18 protein-coding genes and 1 riboswitch are annotated in these 17,309 nt (G+C 45.2%); of the genes, 1 reads left to right on the top strand and 17 read right to left on the bottom strand.

Annotation, left to right across the window (positions count from 1 at the left end; genetic code table 11):
- Positions 1–55: 55 nt before the first annotated feature.
- Both MKX40_RS14180 and MKX40_RS14175 read right to left on the bottom strand, forming a co-directional pair.
- A complete protein-coding gene (locus tag MKX40_RS14180) occupies positions 56–940 on the bottom strand; it encodes an AraC family transcriptional regulator (protein WP_339242507.1) in 885 nt (294 codons plus the stop codon).
- A gap of 117 nt (positions 941–1,057) precedes the next feature.
- Positions 1,058–2,053, bottom strand: coding sequence for a LacI family DNA-binding transcriptional regulator (locus tag MKX40_RS14175; protein WP_339242506.1), 996 nt, complete (start codon positions 2,051–2,053; stop codon positions 1,058–1,060).
- Between the two features lie 161 nt (positions 2,054–2,214).
- Between MKX40_RS14175 and MKX40_RS14170 the strand changes: the two genes are divergently transcribed.
- Positions 2,215–2,640: a MaoC family dehydratase gene (locus MKX40_RS14170; protein ID WP_339242503.1), complete on the top strand. Its 426-nt coding sequence runs from the start codon at positions 2,215–2,217 to the stop codon at positions 2,638–2,640.
- Between the two features lie 76 nt (positions 2,641–2,716).
- Here MKX40_RS14170 and MKX40_RS14165 read toward each other — a convergent pair whose 3' ends face one another.
- The 15 genes from MKX40_RS14165 to MKX40_RS14095 all read right to left on the bottom strand — a co-directional run bounded on the left by MKX40_RS14165 (position 2,717) and on the right by MKX40_RS14095 (position 17,308).
- Positions 2,717–3,907 (bottom strand): PLP-dependent aminotransferase family protein, encoded by a 1,191-nt coding sequence (locus tag MKX40_RS14165; RefSeq protein WP_339242501.1) that lies wholly within the window; start codon positions 3,905–3,907, stop codon positions 2,717–2,719.
- Between the two features lie 169 nt (positions 3,908–4,076).
- The gene (locus MKX40_RS14160) at positions 4,077–5,225 is read right to left on the bottom strand and encodes an NAD(P)/FAD-dependent oxidoreductase (RefSeq protein ID WP_339242499.1); all 1,149 of its coding nucleotides are present in this window, start codon (positions 5,223–5,225) and stop codon (positions 4,077–4,079) included.
- Between the two features lie 6 nt (positions 5,226–5,231).
- Positions 5,232–5,951, bottom strand: coding sequence for a methyltransferase domain-containing protein (locus MKX40_RS14155; RefSeq protein ID WP_339242496.1), 720 nt, complete (start codon positions 5,949–5,951; stop codon positions 5,232–5,234).
- Complete coding sequence (locus MKX40_RS14150) at positions 5,938–7,095, bottom strand: type III polyketide synthase (protein WP_339242494.1); 1,158 nt, start codon at positions 7,093–7,095, stop codon at positions 5,938–5,940. The genes MKX40_RS14155 and MKX40_RS14150 overlap by 14 nt, the downstream gene beginning before the upstream one ends.
- Before the next feature lie 265 nt (positions 7,096–7,360).
- Entirely contained in the window at positions 7,361–8,245 is an 885-nt protein-coding gene (locus MKX40_RS14145; RefSeq protein ID WP_339242491.1) for an alpha/beta hydrolase, read from the bottom strand.
- A 171-nt stretch (positions 8,246–8,416) separates the two neighbouring features.
- Positions 8,417–9,106, bottom strand: coding sequence for a hypothetical protein (locus MKX40_RS14140; protein WP_339242489.1), 690 nt, complete (start codon positions 9,104–9,106; stop codon positions 8,417–8,419).
- 56 nt (positions 9,107–9,162) lie between these two features.
- Positions 9,163–9,519, bottom strand: coding sequence for an MmcQ/YjbR family DNA-binding protein (locus tag MKX40_RS14135; protein ID WP_339242487.1), 357 nt, complete (start codon positions 9,517–9,519; stop codon positions 9,163–9,165).
- A gap of 136 nt (positions 9,520–9,655) precedes the next feature.
- Complete coding sequence (locus MKX40_RS14130; RefSeq protein WP_339242485.1) at positions 9,656–11,083, bottom strand: DEAD/DEAH box helicase; 1,428 nt, start codon at positions 11,081–11,083, stop codon at positions 9,656–9,658.
- A 116-nt stretch (positions 11,084–11,199) separates the two neighbouring features.
- Positions 11,200–11,514, bottom strand: coding sequence for a multidrug efflux SMR transporter (locus tag MKX40_RS14125; RefSeq protein WP_339242483.1), 315 nt, complete (start codon positions 11,512–11,514; stop codon positions 11,200–11,202).
- A complete protein-coding gene (locus tag MKX40_RS14120) occupies positions 11,514–11,852 on the bottom strand; it encodes a multidrug efflux SMR transporter (protein ID WP_339242481.1) in 339 nt (112 codons plus the stop codon). Before MKX40_RS14120 ends, MKX40_RS14125 begins: the two co-directional genes overlap by 1 nt.
- Before the next feature lie 101 nt (positions 11,853–11,953).
- A riboswitch (guanidine-I (ykkC/yxkD leader) is annotated at positions 11,954–12,054 on the bottom strand.
- 70 nt (positions 12,055–12,124) lie between these two features.
- Positions 12,125–12,754, bottom strand: a complete 630-nt coding sequence (locus MKX40_RS14115) for a pentapeptide repeat-containing protein (RefSeq protein WP_339242478.1) — start codon at positions 12,752–12,754, stop codon at positions 12,125–12,127.
- A complete protein-coding gene (locus MKX40_RS14110; RefSeq protein ID WP_339242475.1) occupies positions 12,751–13,530 on the bottom strand; it encodes a methyltransferase domain-containing protein in 780 nt (259 codons plus the stop codon). Before MKX40_RS14110 ends, MKX40_RS14115 begins: the two co-directional genes overlap by 4 nt.
- Before the next feature lie 139 nt (positions 13,531–13,669).
- On the bottom strand, positions 13,670–14,749 hold the full coding sequence (locus MKX40_RS14105) for a low specificity L-threonine aldolase (RefSeq protein ID WP_339242473.1): 1,080 nt from the start codon (positions 14,747–14,749) through the stop codon (positions 13,670–13,672).
- Complete coding sequence (locus MKX40_RS14100; protein ID WP_339242471.1) at positions 14,746–15,168, bottom strand: MarR family winged helix-turn-helix transcriptional regulator; 423 nt, start codon at positions 15,166–15,168, stop codon at positions 14,746–14,748. Before MKX40_RS14100 ends, MKX40_RS14105 begins: the two co-directional genes overlap by 4 nt.
- Positions 15,169–15,589: 421 nt before the next feature.
- Complete coding sequence (locus MKX40_RS14095; RefSeq protein ID WP_091016502.1) at positions 15,590–17,308, bottom strand: ABC transporter ATP-binding protein; 1,719 nt, start codon at positions 17,306–17,308, stop codon at positions 15,590–15,592.
- Between the last annotated feature and the right edge of the window lies 1 nt (position 17,309).

Raw genomic sequence — 17,309 nt, 5'->3', positions numbered from 1 at the left:
CAATTTATTAGAGTATATTGATTTTGGAGAGGGCTTTCTCCACAAATATTGTGCATTACCCTCCATATTTTGTGATATTCGTACGATGTTTTTTACGAAATTCGGAGGGTGTGCAGTCATTATATTTTTTAAAAAGACGGTTATAGGAGTTTACATTGTTGAACCCATGCCCGATCGCAATCTCCAGAATGGTATCCTGACGGAACAATAAGGCCCACTCTGATTTGATAATTCGAAAATGATTCAAGTATTCCATCAGTGTTACGCCCTTGATCTCTTTGAACAGCTTGCAGACATGGAACTTGCTGAACTTAATATGTTCCGCCACCTGTTCCAGCTTGATTGGTTCAGCATAGTGCTCCTCCAGATATTCACAAACTGATTCAAGGAATTCAAATTTTTTGGAGGAAGTACAGGGCCATCCTGAAGATGTTGATTCATCGGTGGTAACCGGTACAATTGTACGTAGTAAAAGTATGATGAGATCATATAATCTGGATACCATTAACCATCGATATCCCGGCTTCTGGTTTTTCTTCTCGGTAATGATGACATCTATATAATGAGCCAGTTTGCTCTGACTTCCCGTGTTCGAGGGAATAACTGTTGTTTTGTTAAAAAGTTGTCCGAGATCCTGAATTTCAGCTTCGGTCGTGAAACTTCCCGTTAACAATTCGAGTCGGAACAAAATAATGGTTAGCTGTTCAGTCCCTGGAAAAAAACAGTGCACATCCCCTGGTTTGATCAGCAGCACATCCCCTTTTTCCAACTCACAAACGTGGTCGTTCACGCCAATTCTGGCGCTCTTACCATTGACAAGAATCAGTTCAACCTCATCATGCCAGTGTGCGGCATAATTGAATTGATTTCCTGTGTGAATTACCCGAATGGGAAAACCTTCCTGCATATGACCTGTCTCCAGAAACGTAGGTACGCCCATCGTATCACCCTCCATTTATTTCCAAAGCAAAAAAACTCCTCGTCTTTATATTATGCATTCATGGCTACTCTCCTTTCTTTTTAAGTATTTAAAATTCTATAGAATGAAAAAAACTCCTCAACTCAGGTTGAGGAGCCGAACAGAATCGCGTTCCACGCATTGGATGTCCAGTGTATACAACGTCTCAACTACCTCTCCATTCAGCAATTGAAAGAGAACATGACCTGCAAGCTGACCTGCATCCCTCTTTGGCTGACGAAAGGTGGTTAGTGGTGGATTCATGTACTGTGATGCAGGTATATTGTCAAAGCCGATCACGGATAACTGCTCGGGAATTGAAATATCATGCTCTCTGAAGGCTTCCATGCCGCCGATCGCCATTTCATCATTTGCAAAGAAAACCGCGGAGGGCAACTCTCCTTCAAGCAGTTTCTTGGCTGCAACGTAGCCATCTTGCTTCATGTATTGTCCGCCAATTTTCCACTCGGGATTCTCTTCAATGCCTGCCTCCTTCAAGGCTTTCAAATAACCCTGATAACGATGGAGATTACATTCCGATTGTGACGGACCACTGATATAAGCTATTGTCCGGTGGCCTTTATCGATCAGATAACGGGTTGCCAGGTATCCGCCTTGCGTATCACTCATCAAAACCTTTACAATATGTTGAGCATCCAGATCCCGATCCATGACAACAATTGGAAATCCGGCTTCAGATGCTTCAATCAGCAATTGATCTTGAATATTCTGAGCGATAACAATAGCTCCATCAATTCTTCTTTCTCGGATGTAACGATGGGCTGTTGATTTCTCTCCACCCAACGAACTACATACGATCATATCGTATCCATGACTCATGACGACAGTTTCTATTCCGTTCACCAAATCCGAGAAATACGGACTGGACATGTCATGGACAATAATACCAATGGTTTGTGTACTATTTCGTTTTAATTCAGATGCAGGACCATGCCTAACGTAATTAAGTTGGCTCGCTGCCTCAAGTACTCGGAGTCTTGTTGGCTCACTTACATTGCCTTTATCGTTGAGTACACAAGATACGGTTGAACTGGCTACTCCCGCCATCTTGGCTACATCTTTAATCGTTATCATCATATATACTCCTCAAAGACAGTTTCATCTGTTTATTTCATTATGTCGGTAACACAGCATAACACCGGCGTGTTCACTAGCATTTTAACACGTCAGTCCAGTCATGTCTCTTTCCAAGACATCGACTACGAAAAACATATTAAAGAAACCGAGGTGCCTTCATGAGATTCAGTGAATATGTAATAGGTCAGCGCTACGAAACCACATCCTTGGCATTGTCCAAGAACGATATTATGGAGTTTGCCACGATCTATGATCCACAGTACATGCATTTGGATGAGGAGAAAGCCAAGCAAGGCCGCTTTGGCAGTATCATTGCTTCTGGCATGCAAACGATGAATATCTCCTTTAAATTATGGATTGAGGTCGGGGTCTATGGAGAACATGTCGTGGCGGGAACCGGAATGAATAACATTCAATTTCTGAAGCCGGTCTTTCCGGATGATGAACTTCATGTCATTGCAGAAGTTATTGGACTAACGCCCCGACGAAAAGGTAATGGGATTGTTACCGTGCTGCTGAGTACTTTTAATCAGAAGAATCAAAAGGTTTTTCAGGCAGAATTAAGTGCATTAATTGATAATTAAGGGCTGTGAAAGGCCAAAAAGAAGCCGCCCATTGGCGACTTCTCATGGATTATTGTATTTTACTTTTTATGCAATATTAAGCGTTGTAGCCCTTCAATACCTGACCCAAAATATCTACACCCTTGATAATCTGTTCGTCTGACGGGGTTGAGAAATTAAGTCTGATGGCATTACAAGGGTCTTGCTCGTTCACCAGAAATGCATTTCCCGGTACAACCGCAACCCCTTGAGCTGCCGCTGTCTTGGCATAATCAAGCATCGGCACATGTGCTGGCAGGTCACACCAGAGGAACAGTCCACCATCCGGTTGAGTGTAGTTAACGGACTCACCCATATGCTCTTGCAGCTTGTCCATCATCAATGTAGCTTTTCTCCGATATACCTCACGAATGCTGTTAATGTGCCCCGCGTAATCATATTCTGTCATGAACTTGTATGCCAGAATCTGTGGAAGCATGGCGGTATGTACGTCTTCTCCCTGTTTGGCAACAACCATCTTCTCCACCACTTCATGTGGCGCTTGTACAAAACCGACACGTAGTCCCGCCGACAAAATTTTGGAGAATGATCCAACATAGATGACCAGACCCTCATCATCCATAGACTTGATGGTTGGCACATCGTCTCCGTTGAATCGAAGTTCTCCGTACGGATTATCTTCCAAAATCATAACGCCATACTTCTTAGCCAGCTCGTATATAGCCTTACGTTTAGCTAGACTTGTCGTTACACCAGTAGGATTCTGAAAACTTGGGATCACATAGATCATTTTCACATTGGGCTCCGTTTGCAGCGCCTGTTCCAGCTTCTCGATATCCATACCGTCCATCTCCATCGGAACACCCGCAAGCTTCGCACCGGATGCCCGGAAGGAGTTGAGTGAACCAATAAAGCTCGGACTCTCACAGATAATCGTGTCCCCTTCATTACAGAACACTTTACAGGCAAGCTCAATCCCCTGCTGCGCTCCAGATACAATGAACAATTGATCGGATGGCTTACCCGTATCAAAACCTGTCTTCAAATGTTGCGTTAATGCTTCCCTGAGGGGAACATATCCTTCTGTAATTCCATATTGCAGAGCCGTGACCGGGTCTTGCTCCAGAATGGTTTGGGTGAACGTGCGAATCGCCTCAATAGGAAAGGTTTCCGGTGCGGGGTTTCCCGCAGAGAATGGAATCACATTTTGCCCCGAGGAAGCTTTCAGAATCTCGCGAATAATGGATGGTTGCAGTGCTGCGATACGATTGGAAAATGAATAGTTCATCTTAAATAGTGCCTCCCGACATTTCATCTGACTTAGTTCTCTATCGTTACATTAGATTCTATTATACGAGCATTTGCCGAATTTCCAAACTGTCTCCACAAAATTATATGTATACACCAAAAAAGAGGCCGCCGTCAGCAACCTCTTTCGCGAGCAAAGTTTCAATGAATTAGCGCGCTGCGTTCATCTCGGATAACCGTGTGGCCTTCACGACATAAGCAGCTAAACCGGGGATCATCCGAGCCAGACCAGGATAGAATTTATTGGTTTTCGCAAAAGCCAGCTTTTGAATTCTTCTTGCGCGTCTGAGCAATTGGGTGAATTCACGGCTTGCTTCCAGCGTGTAATTACTCTGCCAATCGGCATGTTCAATGTCGCCTTGGAGGTACTTGTCGGTCCACCTTGCACACAGGAGTGAGGAGCGAAGGGCAATGGACATCCCGTCTCCACATAAAGGCGGGATCATCAGCATGGCATCTCCAATATGCGGATATTGAGACCAAGGTTCAGGAACATTGGACAGATGCAGCGGTGCAATTGACACTTGCGTTCCGTCTACAGGTTTTCCTTCGGCTAAACGGGCTGCCAAACTCACGTTCTTCAGGGAAGCCGCCTGTAAAATATCGTTTACAGACTTGCCACTTCCCTGTACGGTATCCAGTGTCAACAATGCGGCGACATTCACATTGCCATTTTCAATGGGGGAAATCCCCACATAACCACCCTCACAAAAATATAACTCGACCCGTGCAGGAATCTCAATTCCGCTGAAGTGGGATTTAACCCCAACATATACGGTTTGGTCTCGCAGTTCAGGTGCGGAAGCCATCCCACGCGGCTTCTTGGTACCATGTGCTCCGATGACGGCTTTGGCTCTGTAGCTCATCCGCTCATCTCCCTGTTTCACTTGAACCTCATAACTGGCATCCTCAAGCTGCTCAATACTCGTTACGGTCGCTTTGGTAACAATCTGGGCTCCGGCCGCCAGAGCCTTCTGATGCAAAATCTGGTCCAGCTCATATCGACTTATGCCATATGCAAATCCCGGCAGTGGTGCTTCGATCACTCCACCTTGTGGCATAACGATTTTGGCATGATCCATGGTACTGGGTTTCTTCGTCTGGTCCAGAAGGTGAATGTCCAGAACCTCCAGCATTTCCTTGGTTTCGGGTGACATGAACTCACCACAGGTTTTGTGTCGAGGGAACTCTTGGCGATCCAGCAAAAGGGTTCGATGACCTTTTCCTGCCAGTTGCATTGCACACGTACTACCGGCAATCCCGGCTCCGATGACAATCACATCTATCGAATTCGTCACGTCAGATCACCTGCCCTTTGTGGGAATAACAACAGAGTAACGGAACAAAGGCTTCCATTCATAAGTCATCGTATCATGATTTAGCCGTTGTTTAAGTTCCTTCCAATCCCTGCCTGTAAAGCCTTTGGCTACGGACAGAGGGCCATCATGACGAATGTACCGATTGCGCGAGATCATTCGTGTTGTAATCCAGACGGCTTTATAGGACACGGAATGGCGGTGAATATCGTTAATGACGACACCATATCTCGATGCTCGCAGCATATGAGAAACCATATCAACCAACTGATCTCCGTCAAAATGATGCACAAACTGGGAACCTGTCACAATATCTGCTGAAGCATCGGGCAGTTGCGTAAGATCGGCACGTTGTACCCTGACTCGGGGTTCGTCACGGAATAGTTGTCTTGCTTCCTCACACGCCTCTTCCGTCAAATCAACCAATGTAATTTCCAACTGAATGCCCTGACGGTCCGCCCATTGCAGCAGTTTCTGGTTCACATCCCCTGAACCTGCCCCCACATCCAGAAGAGACAGTTTATCTGGCCTGCCGACAGAGTTCCATAACTTCTCTACACCAGCAAGCGTTGGGCCGGGTGCCGCGAATATTTTGTTAAGACGTCTCAGATGTCTGAGTGCTTCACGCAGCTCCTCCCCTCCCATAGAGAAGTCATCCATCAGTTCCTCTTCCTTGGCCCGAATGGATAATGTTCTAAAGAAGGACATGTTCGTGGTCCTCCATCACTGAAGATAATGAGGGTACATAAGTGAATTTCATCAACTCCGCGGTGAGTCCCGGTCCAAATGCCATGGCTACCCCATCTGTCGAGGATTGAACCTGCACCTTCATGTCCTCACGCATCGCATTCAGTACAAACAGAATCGTGTTGGAAGACAGGTTACCATACGTTCTAAGGATCTCCCTGCTGTACTTTGTTTGTTCATCTCTCAGCTTCATTACATTCTGCACAGTGTCCACAATCCCGCGTCCTCCCGGATGAATGGCCCACAGTTCAGGAAGCTCCTCACTTTGCAATAAGAGACGAAGTTCCTCTTCCAGATGAACACCAAGCAGCTTCGGAATACGAGGTGATAGATAAAGGTCATACCCCAGATTCCCAACCTCCCAGGTCATATCCTCAGTTGAATCCGGAAGAAGCACAGAATACCCCGTACCCAAGCACAGAACATTTTTGTGCTGAGGTTCTGGTGTGCCCACTATGCAAGAAGAAGCTGCATCTCCGAAGAATGAAGCCGCAAATAGTGCTTCTCGATCTTGCACCGGCTGAAAATGTATTGTGCACAACTCTACACAGACAATAAGTACCTGTGATCCCGGAGCACCCTGCACGACATCTCGTGCCATCTGAATGGCTTTCAACCCTGCGGCACAGCCCTGAAAGATCAACGGCAGTCGGTTAACACGGTCAGACAGTCCCAAGTGACGGATGAGCATAACATCAAGACCTGGCAGATATTGACCGGTGCAACTGACGGTGATGATATGCGTGATGCTCTTGGGAGATACACCTGAATCCGAGAGGGCTTTCTCTGCCGCCTCGATTCCGAGCGGAAGCGCCTCTCGCTTGTAAGTATTCATTCTTTCTTCAGTTGTCGGGATGTCAGATCTCTCACCAGAGGGCAGATAACGGCATTCTTCCAGTGAGCCCAGATAACTCGGTTCTACGGTATATCGAGTTTCAACACCACAGGACTTGAATATTCGCCTGGCAAACCGGGCCAAATCCGGCCGATCCTGAAGAGAAGAAGCAATTAGTTCCGCAATATCAGACTGCGCTACGGGGTGAGCAGGGAGAGCCGTTCCCATGCCAAGAATGGCGATATCGGATGGACTGTTGTATTGGTTCATAATAAACCTCCTGGTATTGGTTATTATTTCCTCTAATTAACACTCTTACCCTTAACGATATCGTTATAATCTCAAGACGGCTCCTAATCCAGTTTATTAACACATCTGCAAGATCAGAAGCTTGGTTTCACCAAGCAATTGAGCAATCACGCCAATGAACTCAAAAAAAGCCGCCATTAGGCGACTTTAAGGTAACTTTTATACAACTTGCTCAAATGATATCTAACCACTTACCAGTTCTTTCTACACGTCGCTCTAATGTACTTTATTTGGAAAATGCTTCTCTGATCTTGTCACTCATCCGATACCAAGCATCCTCAGCTATCTGAAGATCGCCAAAATGTGTAAATCCATGAGCAGCTCCCTTATACTCCTTATGGGTCACCTTCACACCGCTTTCTTCCAGCCTTGCTGCGTATGTTCTTGCTTCTTGTGCCAGTGAATCTTTCTCCGCCGTAATGATCAACACTTCCGGGAGACCCTGCAATGATGTCGCAAGCACAGGCGACGCTAACGGATCATGCGCATCTTGTGGCGTTTCAAGGTACATCGCGTTGAACGTTCTGGCGATATCAGCAGGAATGGCTACTTCATAACTCGGTTTCTCGGCCGGATCTGTAGCTATATCCAACACGGCATAATCGATAACCTGAAGTACAATCGGCAGCTCGCTACCACGTTGCTGATTCAGCAAACACACTGCTGCTGCAAGATTCCCCCCAGCACTATGCCCACCAATGGCGAATAGAGATGGGTTCACCGAGAAGGATTCCGGATTGTCGTGGACCCACTTTACAACGTCATAACATTCATGGACTGCGGTTGGAAATTTGTGCTCTGGTGCAAGACGGTAATCGATATTCACGACCACACAATCAGCACGATCAGCGATCAGACGACACCATGGATCATCCATCTCTGCTTGTCCGAGGATGAAACCACCCCCATGCATATTGAAGAAAACCGGCAGAGGTGCGGAATGATCCCGATTCGGTGTATACACAAGTACACGCGCATCACCTTTCGTCGTAGGAATCATAACTTCTTCTACGGTGACGGCATACGTGGAGCTGGGTTGAAGAGCTGCATCTGTACCGACGACATTTTGACGCATTTGTTGTACCATGGCCAGTTGTTGCTGTTGATCCATAGATATCACTCCTTATTTGCATTAAGAATGAATCCGACAATCGGAAATTTGAATCATTCATTCTCCAATGAATTCAAGACAGTGATGTAATTTTCCTCCCCCACTGTCGTTGCCAGTCCACCTTCCGTTGTGACAGCATATTCATGCGAGATATCAAGCTCCCCCAGTTTCTCACTGTTCGTTGGATGCGCTCTCCTGCTCCATACTTGACTGTTTTGTCTTGTGGAACATCATCCAGACCCCCATCAGACAAAATAAAACGCTGCACCCCATGCCAAACACGCTGCTGGTTTTTAAAGCGAGAGGTGAGGCTTGCATGGTAAGTAGTGTCGCTTGTGTCACGACGATGGATACCATGGCATCGGTGAAGTTAATCATTTTCAATGTAGATATAATTGGGTTATGTAGATGACGATTAGCCCAAGTACCATACACGGCAAAAGCAAGTTTGGTAAAAGCGACTATAGCTACGATATATACAATAAGTCCGCTATATATGAAGGCATCACCGATCAGATACATTCGCAGACAGACGATCGAATAGGATACGCCCAGAAAACATAGAAAAAGACCTCCGCGTTTATACACCGCAAGCTCCAAAGAATATCTTTCTTGGGGAGACACCATACCTTTGGCAACTTTATATTGATGAAGCACCTGGCCTTTGACTATACACAGAATCAAATAATACACTGCATTTGTGATGAACCATCCGGAAAGGAGATATATCCCCAAGACTAGCTTGCCTATCCCAATCCAGGCATTGATAACAAGGGATGCAACGTTGAACAAGGCCGTTCGATCTTGCTTATTTCCAAGATAACGGTCCCATATGGGCTTCAAGTATGTCTTCATTTTCATAAGATATTCATTCTACTTGGCGAGCAGACCATCGGCATTGATATGAGCGAAATGCCTCACGATTCGGCCAGAGATTCCCGAACCCTTTTCGGAAGGGATTGGATAACCATTTCATACGAGTGATCGATCATGACGTAGACATCCTCATCTGACAAGGAGCCATCCAACGTAATGGTATTCCAGTGTTTTTTGTTCATATGATATCCTGGTTGAACAGCTTCATGCTGCTCTCTCAGATTCTCTGCAATAATCGGGTCACATTTTAAGTTCAAGCGACAGTTCTTTTCTTTATTTTCAAAAATAAGCGCGAACATCTTACCCGCAACCTTGATCGCGACTGGATCAGGGCCAAATGGATAATCCTTGATCGCGCCTTTCTTGTTCAAACAGTACTTAATTATCGTATCCTTCAAGTCAGTACCTCCCTTTTACCCGTGAACGATATAATGATATCGAATGTAAGTTCGTATGTAAATAAGCTCTCTGTACATACATAATAAAACCTCCTCCATATGAATGAAGAAGGTTTTATCTGCGTTTATTTAGGTCTTAATTGGCTCTATCATTCCTTGTTTTGCTGCTGCGGCTGAATGAACCATTATTTGATTTACTGCTACTACTGTTCGATCGACTGCTACTGCTGTTAGATCGATTGCTATTGGATCTACCGTCGTTAGAACGACTACTGGTCGTTTTGCCACTCTTGGCAAACCACTCGGATTTGGGCTTGCGTGCCGGGTTCGCCTTGGATTTGGCTGGTTTGCCCGCTGCCGATTTGTTGAACGCAGGTTTACTGCCCGATGCTTTGCTGGTTTTCTCAAACACAGGTACACCTGTCATCGGATACGGATGACCTTTAACTTCAGGAATCGTCTTCTTGATTACTTTCTCGATATCCTTCAGGAATGGAAGTTCATCCTTCTCACAGAATGAGATGGCCATCCCGCTTTTCCCTGCTCGACCTGTACGTCCAATACGGTGAACATACGTTTCCGGAATGTTAGGCAGGTTAAAGTTAATGACATGTGACAGTTCTTCCACATCAATTCCTCTTGCTGCGATATCCGTCGCCACCAGTACTCGCGTAGCCCCACTCTTGAAATTGTTCAGTGCCCGCTGGCGCTCGTTCTGAGACTTGTTGCCATGAATGGCTTGTGCTGTAACATTCACTTTGGCTAAATCACGTGTAACCCGGTCAGCGCCGCGCTTCGTGCGTGTGAACACCAATGCCGTGACGATGGATTTATCCTCCAGGATCTGATTCAACATCTGCTGCTTTTTGCCATTTTCCAGCAAATATATAGACTGCTCAATGCGGTCTACTGTTGAAGATACGGGTGTGATTTCGACTTTGACTGGATCAACCAGTAACGTTTTAACCATCTTGGTGATTTCAGGAGGCATGGTCGCTGAGAAGAACAGCGTTTGCTTCTTGTTCGGCATCTTGGCGATAATTCTTTTTACATCATGAATAAAGCCCATGTCCAACATCCGGTCTGCTTCATCCAGAACGAGAATCTCAACCATCTTCAGATCAATACGTTTCTGGTTAATCAGATCGTTCAATCTGCCAGGTGTTGCGATAATAATATCTGCACCTTGATTCAGCGCCCGCTCTTGCACTTTTTGCGAAACACCACCAACGATAGCCGTACAACGGATGTCCGTATACCGACTATATACTTTGATATTATCGGCGATCTGAATTGCCAGCTCTCTTGTTGGTGTCAAAATCAATGAACGAATATGTCGAGCGGACTTTGATCCTTGTCCTTTGGATCTTTCGCTTAATAATTGAATGATCGGCACCGAAAATGCTGCCGTCTTGCCTGTTCCGGTCTGTGCACATCCCAGCAAGTCTCTGCCAGCCAATACAGCTGGAATGGCCTGTTCCTGGATAGGCGTAGGATTAGTATAGTTTGCTTTGCTTAACCCTTCCATAATAGAGGGAATAATATTTAGGTCCTTAAATGTCATGTTATCTCCTTCATTTACGCACATCTATCAATAAGACGCATCTTTTATTTCACACGTAACGTATAAGGATAACATTAAAAACGCAATCTGTACATTATCTTTTTAATTCTACTTATTTAACTAACCAATTTAAGACCGACTGCCGATCCGAGCACCATAGCGATAAACAGAATTCTTAGGGCATTTCGGGGTTCTCCGTAAAACACCATGCCCAGAATGGCACCGCCGGAGGCTCCGATTCCCGTCCATACCGCATATGCTGTCCCCATCGGAAGAGTTTCCATTGCAAGGGACAGGAACATAAAACTTAAACCAAACCCGGCTACCAATAGAACGAGTGAAATTAAATTACGGTCTTTGTGCAACTTGTTTATCATTAGCACGCCGATCATCTCAAATACCCCTGCCAAGATAAGAAACACCCAGTTCATTATAGCTGCACCTCCTTGTTCTTCTCTTTACTCAGCATTTTAAGACCAATTACGCCGAGTAAAAGTGTACCAATGAGTATCATTTTTCCGGTTTGCACATTTGCATTAAACAAAAGAATCTCTGCAAGCACCGTTCCAGCGGTACCTAGGCCAACGAATACTGCGTATACGGTTCCCACGGGCAAGGTACGCGAAGCTGCAATCATTAAGCTGAAGCTGATCATAATCGCAACCAGTGTAAGACTCCATTCCAGCAACCCGCTGGCATGTTTTAATCCAATGACCCAACCCACTTCGAACAACGCAGCAATCACAACCGACATCCAATTTTTATTCATACCTGAAACACTCCTTCTCTACTACATTTTTTGTACAACCTGTAAGGGTTCATTAGCGAAAAACAAAAAAAGCCCGGGAAACAAACTGCATATCGCAGTTCATCTCCCAGGCTTTTATCCCTCCGTGGCACAACCAACAGGTTGCGGGTTTTCTCTCGGACCAGACCGACACATACGTCGCGGAACCCTAGAAAACCTGTTTGTATTCTAATGTGTCTCCAATTATACACACTTCCACTATCTTGGCAACCCCGTTAATGTGATCATGCCATTTATTTGATAATCAAACCCATTAATCCTACAAATGTGGCGGCTTGATGTGGTGAAATCACACAACCGTTGAGGTCTTCCATGGTTAACACCAAGGAGTCAAATTGGCAATCGCGAAGATCCAAATCTTTCATTTTGGTCCCCGTTAAGGAAGCTTGGTCGATATTACATTGAGTGAACTCCATCTTCTGAAGAGCCAGATAGGCAAAGTCCGCACCAATCAAGGTACATTCCGAGAAGGAGACCTGTTTCAGATGGGCAAAACGGAAATTGCTGTAATCCCCTAGACCATGAAAAAAACTGACATTTTGCAAGCGACTATTGGAAAAATCCGTTCCAACAAACTTGCAGTTATGCCATTCGATTCGGTGCATGAAGGCACCAGAGAGATTGACATTGGAGAAGTCGCAGTGTTCGAACCGGACATCCGTGAATTCGAATTGTTCCAAGGCAGACTCCGAGATCGTCACATGTCTAAATACAACATTTTCAAAGGAAACCTTACTCGCTTCCTGTTGATCCAAAGTCATGTTCTCAATCAGTTTGTGTTTATACTCCATTTTGGATTCGAGAAAACCTATCGTTTCCGGTTCAAGCAACTGCTCCTGAAGCTTGGGTTTGTCCACTTTCATACCGCATTCCCCGATTCCTTCATGGCTACCACTCGCAGTCGGCTTCTGTCCAAATACCATTGTCCATCCCGCATCAGTTGTGGCTGTACTTTTTTCTCTACAGCTTCCATAATAACATCCTGTTCCGCAGGTGCGATACCACTGAATAAATACTCTGCGAAGCTGTCCAACCACTTTCTGGCACCTGGCTTGAACGGAGTAAATTGGTCAACATGCTGGGCCAGACTAACTCGAAATCCGTTTTGCTCCAGAAGATTAGTATATTCGCCAATGGTAGGGTGATACCATGGATTCCGGCCTTCCCATTTGTATCCACGGGCATGCAGTTCTTCCCGTACCGCTGCTATTAAAATAGCCGTATTGCCACTTCCGGCAAACTCTGCCACGAATCGTCCGCCCGTCTTAAGCGCTAAGTATATGGATTGCACTACAGCTGGGGCATCCTTTATCCAATGCAGAACGGCATGAGAGAAGACCGCATCAAACGGCTCTTCAGACCGATAATGACAGGCATTAGCGACTTGAATATTCATATCAGGATATTTCTGTTTAGCTTGCCTAATTGTCTCCTTCGAAAAATCAATGCCTGTTGTCAGCGCTCCTGCGGCTGCAATTTTGGCTGTCAGATCCCCATTCCCGCAACCCACATCAAGGATTCGTTCTCCATGGGACGGCTGGAGCAAGGTTAAGATCGGTGTTTCCTGTAACGCTGTAAAAGGAGCAGAATGACCACTCCACGATTCGTTCGTTTGTCCGGATAAATGTCCGTTATTCATAGAATACAATCTCCTCCTCAATTAAGGATATATTATATCTATAATAGCTTTAATATAAGAGAACTGTCAATTCACGAAAAACATACGAAAAAGGACAACCTGTCGCGGTTGTCCTTAAGTAACATTAATATTAGCAAAGTTATACCAATACTTCGAGTCGTTGTTCAATCCGAGTCTCTTCATGCAATAATTGAGCAATATCACGAGTCAGTGCATCCACATTCTCCTGCCGGGTTGCCCAACTGGTACAAAAGCGCACCGCACTGTGTGTATCGTCAACCTTTTCCCAGAAGGAGAAAGTATAATCATTCCGTAATTTCTCAAGCAAAAGATTGGGCAGAATCGGAAACTGCTGGTTGGTTGGTGAGTCATACAGGAAGCGTACTCCCTGCTGTTCGAGTGAATCATGAATTCTCAACGCCATATCCACGGCATGATGGGAAATCTCAAGATACAAGCCGTCTTCGAACAAAGTTTCGAATTGAATCCCCAACAATCTGCCTTTGGCAAGCAGGCCACCTTTTTGTTTGATCATATAACGAAAATCTGGTTTGAGCGCATCATTCAGGATCACGACCGCTTCTCCCATCAACGCCCCAATCTTGGTTCCGCCGATGTAAAATACATCGCACAAGCGCGCAAGATCAGCAAGTGTCATATCGCAATTACGGGAGGCAAGTGCATATCCAAGGCGTGCTCCATCCACGAAAAATGGCAGACCACATGCTCTGCTGACTGCGTGCAATGCTTGCAATTCTGCTTTGCTGTACATCGTTCCGTTCTCCGTTGGCTGAGATATATAGACCATACCTGGCTGTACACAATGTTCCGGTGAAGACTCGTTCATGTGCGCATCATAGACTGCTCTAACCTGTTCAGGCGTGATCTTTCCATCCTCACTTGGAACCGTGAGTACCTTATGGCCCGTTGCTTCGATAGCCCCAGTCTCATGAACCGCAATGTGTCCCGAGGTCGCTGCAATCACACCTTGATATGGACGCAAAATAGAGGCAATCACCGTTGTATTCGTCTGTGTACCGCCAACCAAAAAATGAACATCAGCCTGCTCGTTGTCACAAGCCTGACGAATAAGCATTCTCGCGCGTTCGCAATGCTCATCCGTGCCATACCCGCTTGTCTGTTCCATATTGGTTTCCATCAGTTTTTGTAAAATGCGTTCATGCGCACCTTCGTTATAATCACATTCAAATCGTATCATCGTGTTGTCTCTCCTGCCTTCTTGTTCAACTTCTCTTGTATGTTCATCATGGAGGTGTATACCTCTTGAATCTCTTCTTCATTGAGTTCTTGCATTAATTTCAGAATCTGTTGATCGGATCGATCATTCAATTGGGCATACAGTTCCTCACCCTTGGCTGTCAGACGAATCAGACTGACCCGGCTATCGGCTTCAGAATTCACTTTCACCAGCAGACCTTCCTTGGTCAGCTTGTTCACAATGCGGCTCATATAACTGCGATCAATGGTCAGTGTATCCACCAGATTGTTCGCAATGCTCTCTCCCCGAATTCCAATCTCGATAATGACCCGTACTTCAGCAAAGGAATACCCTGTTCCGAGAATATGCTTGTCGAGTACACCAAGTATGTTGGTATAAAAACGGTTAAAACGTCGCATGTCAGCCAGAATATCTGGATTTATGTACTGAGAGTCGATGTCAAACCCTCCTTTTTAGTGGACTTTGTCAACATTATAATAATCAGGTTAGTGGACGTTGTCAACATTATATTTTCCCTTGATATTTGATTACCACATTTTTAAGCCAAACCAAAAAGCCGCACATATGCGCGGCAAGGTTTAATTGATTTAGATACTTTATACAAATACTTAGTCACCTACTTAAGTTTCTATATAAATTGAACTGAACATTTACACAAAACGAAGAGGACAGAAAGAACCTGAAGAAGCGGAGCGTTCGCCTTTATCCCCGGATTTCCCCTTTAAAGAAGGAATAAAAAAATCTGGGGATAACAGCGATCGGAAGGTTATTCTGTCATCGGAGTACCCAGTGTAAATATTTTTTTTCATTTTATATGGATTAAGAGTGACTATATTGCACCTGATGAAGACGGCTGTATATGCCTCCAGCGGCGACCAATTCCTCATGGTTACCCTGTTCAGCGATACCATCTGTGTTCACTACAATGATTCGATCCGCGTTCTTGATCGTTGTCAATCGGTGTGCGATCACAAGTGTCGTTCTACCCACCGACAATTCAGCGAGTGATTGCTGAATAAGTGCTTCCGTTTCCGTATCCAGTGCAGACGTTGCCTCATCCAGAATAAGAATGGGTGGATTTTTCAAGAACATACGAGCAATGGATAACCGTTGCTTCTGTCCTCCGGATAGCTTGACTCCACGCTCGCCAATGACCGTATCCATACCGTCCGGCAACGTAAGAATCAATTCCTCCAATGAGGCACGGCGAGCGGCATCCCAGATCTGTTCGTCCGTTGCACTCAGGTCACCATAAGCAATATTCTCCTTAATGGTACCCGAGAACAAAAATACATCCTGTTGAACGATCCCGATATGCTTACGCAACGATTGAAGCTTAACATCCCGAATGTCCACTCCATCTACAGTGATTCGTCCCTCTTCTACCTCATAGAATCGAGGAAGCAGGCTGCAGATGGTTGTCTTACCTGCGCCTGACGGGCCAACAAAAGCAACGGTTTCCCCTGGTCGAACAGTCAGACTGATATCATTTAAAATACGGCGACTGGATTCATATCCAAACGAGACGTTCTCAAAACGAATATCACCCTTCACACTTTCGAATTCCACGGCGTTTTTGTTATCCGCAATTTCAGGTTCTGTATCAATGATCTCCAGATAACGCTTGAAACCAGCGATGCCCTTTGGATAACTTTCGATGACTGCGTTAATCTTCTCGATAGGACGGAAGAAGATATTCGATAGCAGCAGGAAGGCCATAAAATCACCCATATTAATTCTGCCATCAATATAAAACCAAGCCCCGCTGATCATGACAAATACCGTAACCAGTCGCATCATCATATAACTGACTGAGATACTTTTTGCCATCGTTTTGTAGGCAAGCAGCTTGGTTTTACGGAAATTCTGATTGTCTACAGCAAAAAGCTCTTTTTCGTGTTCTTCGTTGGCAAACGATTGCACAACTCGCATGCCTCCGACATTGTCCTCAATGCGCGCATTGAAATTGCCGACGTCTCCGAAGAGTCTTCGATACGTCTTCGTCATACGGCCACCGAATACGATAATGACCCAAGCCATAATTGGGATAATGATAAAGGTTAGGAGCGCAAGCTCAAGATTAATGTTAGCCATCAGCCAGAATGATCCGATTAATGTCATCACTGCAATGAACACATCTTCGGGTCCATGGTGAGCAACCTCGCCGATATCGTTCAGATCATTCGTAAGATGACCAATCAAATGACCTGTTTTGCGATTATCGAAGAACCGGAAAGACAGCTTCTGCAAGTGAGCGAACATCTTCTCACGCATGTTGGTCTCAATGTTAATGCCCAGCATATGTCCCCAGTATGTAACGACATAGTTCAATACCGTATTAAGTGCATAGATGGATAACAGCACAATACAGGCAAGCAAAATAAGAGGCCAATCCTGACCCGGCAACAACTCATTAATGAATTTGCTGACGGCAAGCGGGAAAGCCAACTCCAGAAGACCTGCGAGTACAGCACATCCAAAATCAATCAAAAACAGTTTTTTATAAGGACGATAATACGAAAAAAAACGACGAATCATA

The organism is Paenibacillus sp. FSL R5-0517 (assembly GCF_037974355.1).
In the GTDB taxonomy this organism is placed as follows: domain Bacteria; phylum Bacillota; class Bacilli; order Paenibacillales; family Paenibacillaceae; genus Paenibacillus.
The sequence above is the reverse complement of the archived record's forward strand: the minus strand, read 5'-3'. Positions and strand labels throughout refer to the sequence as shown.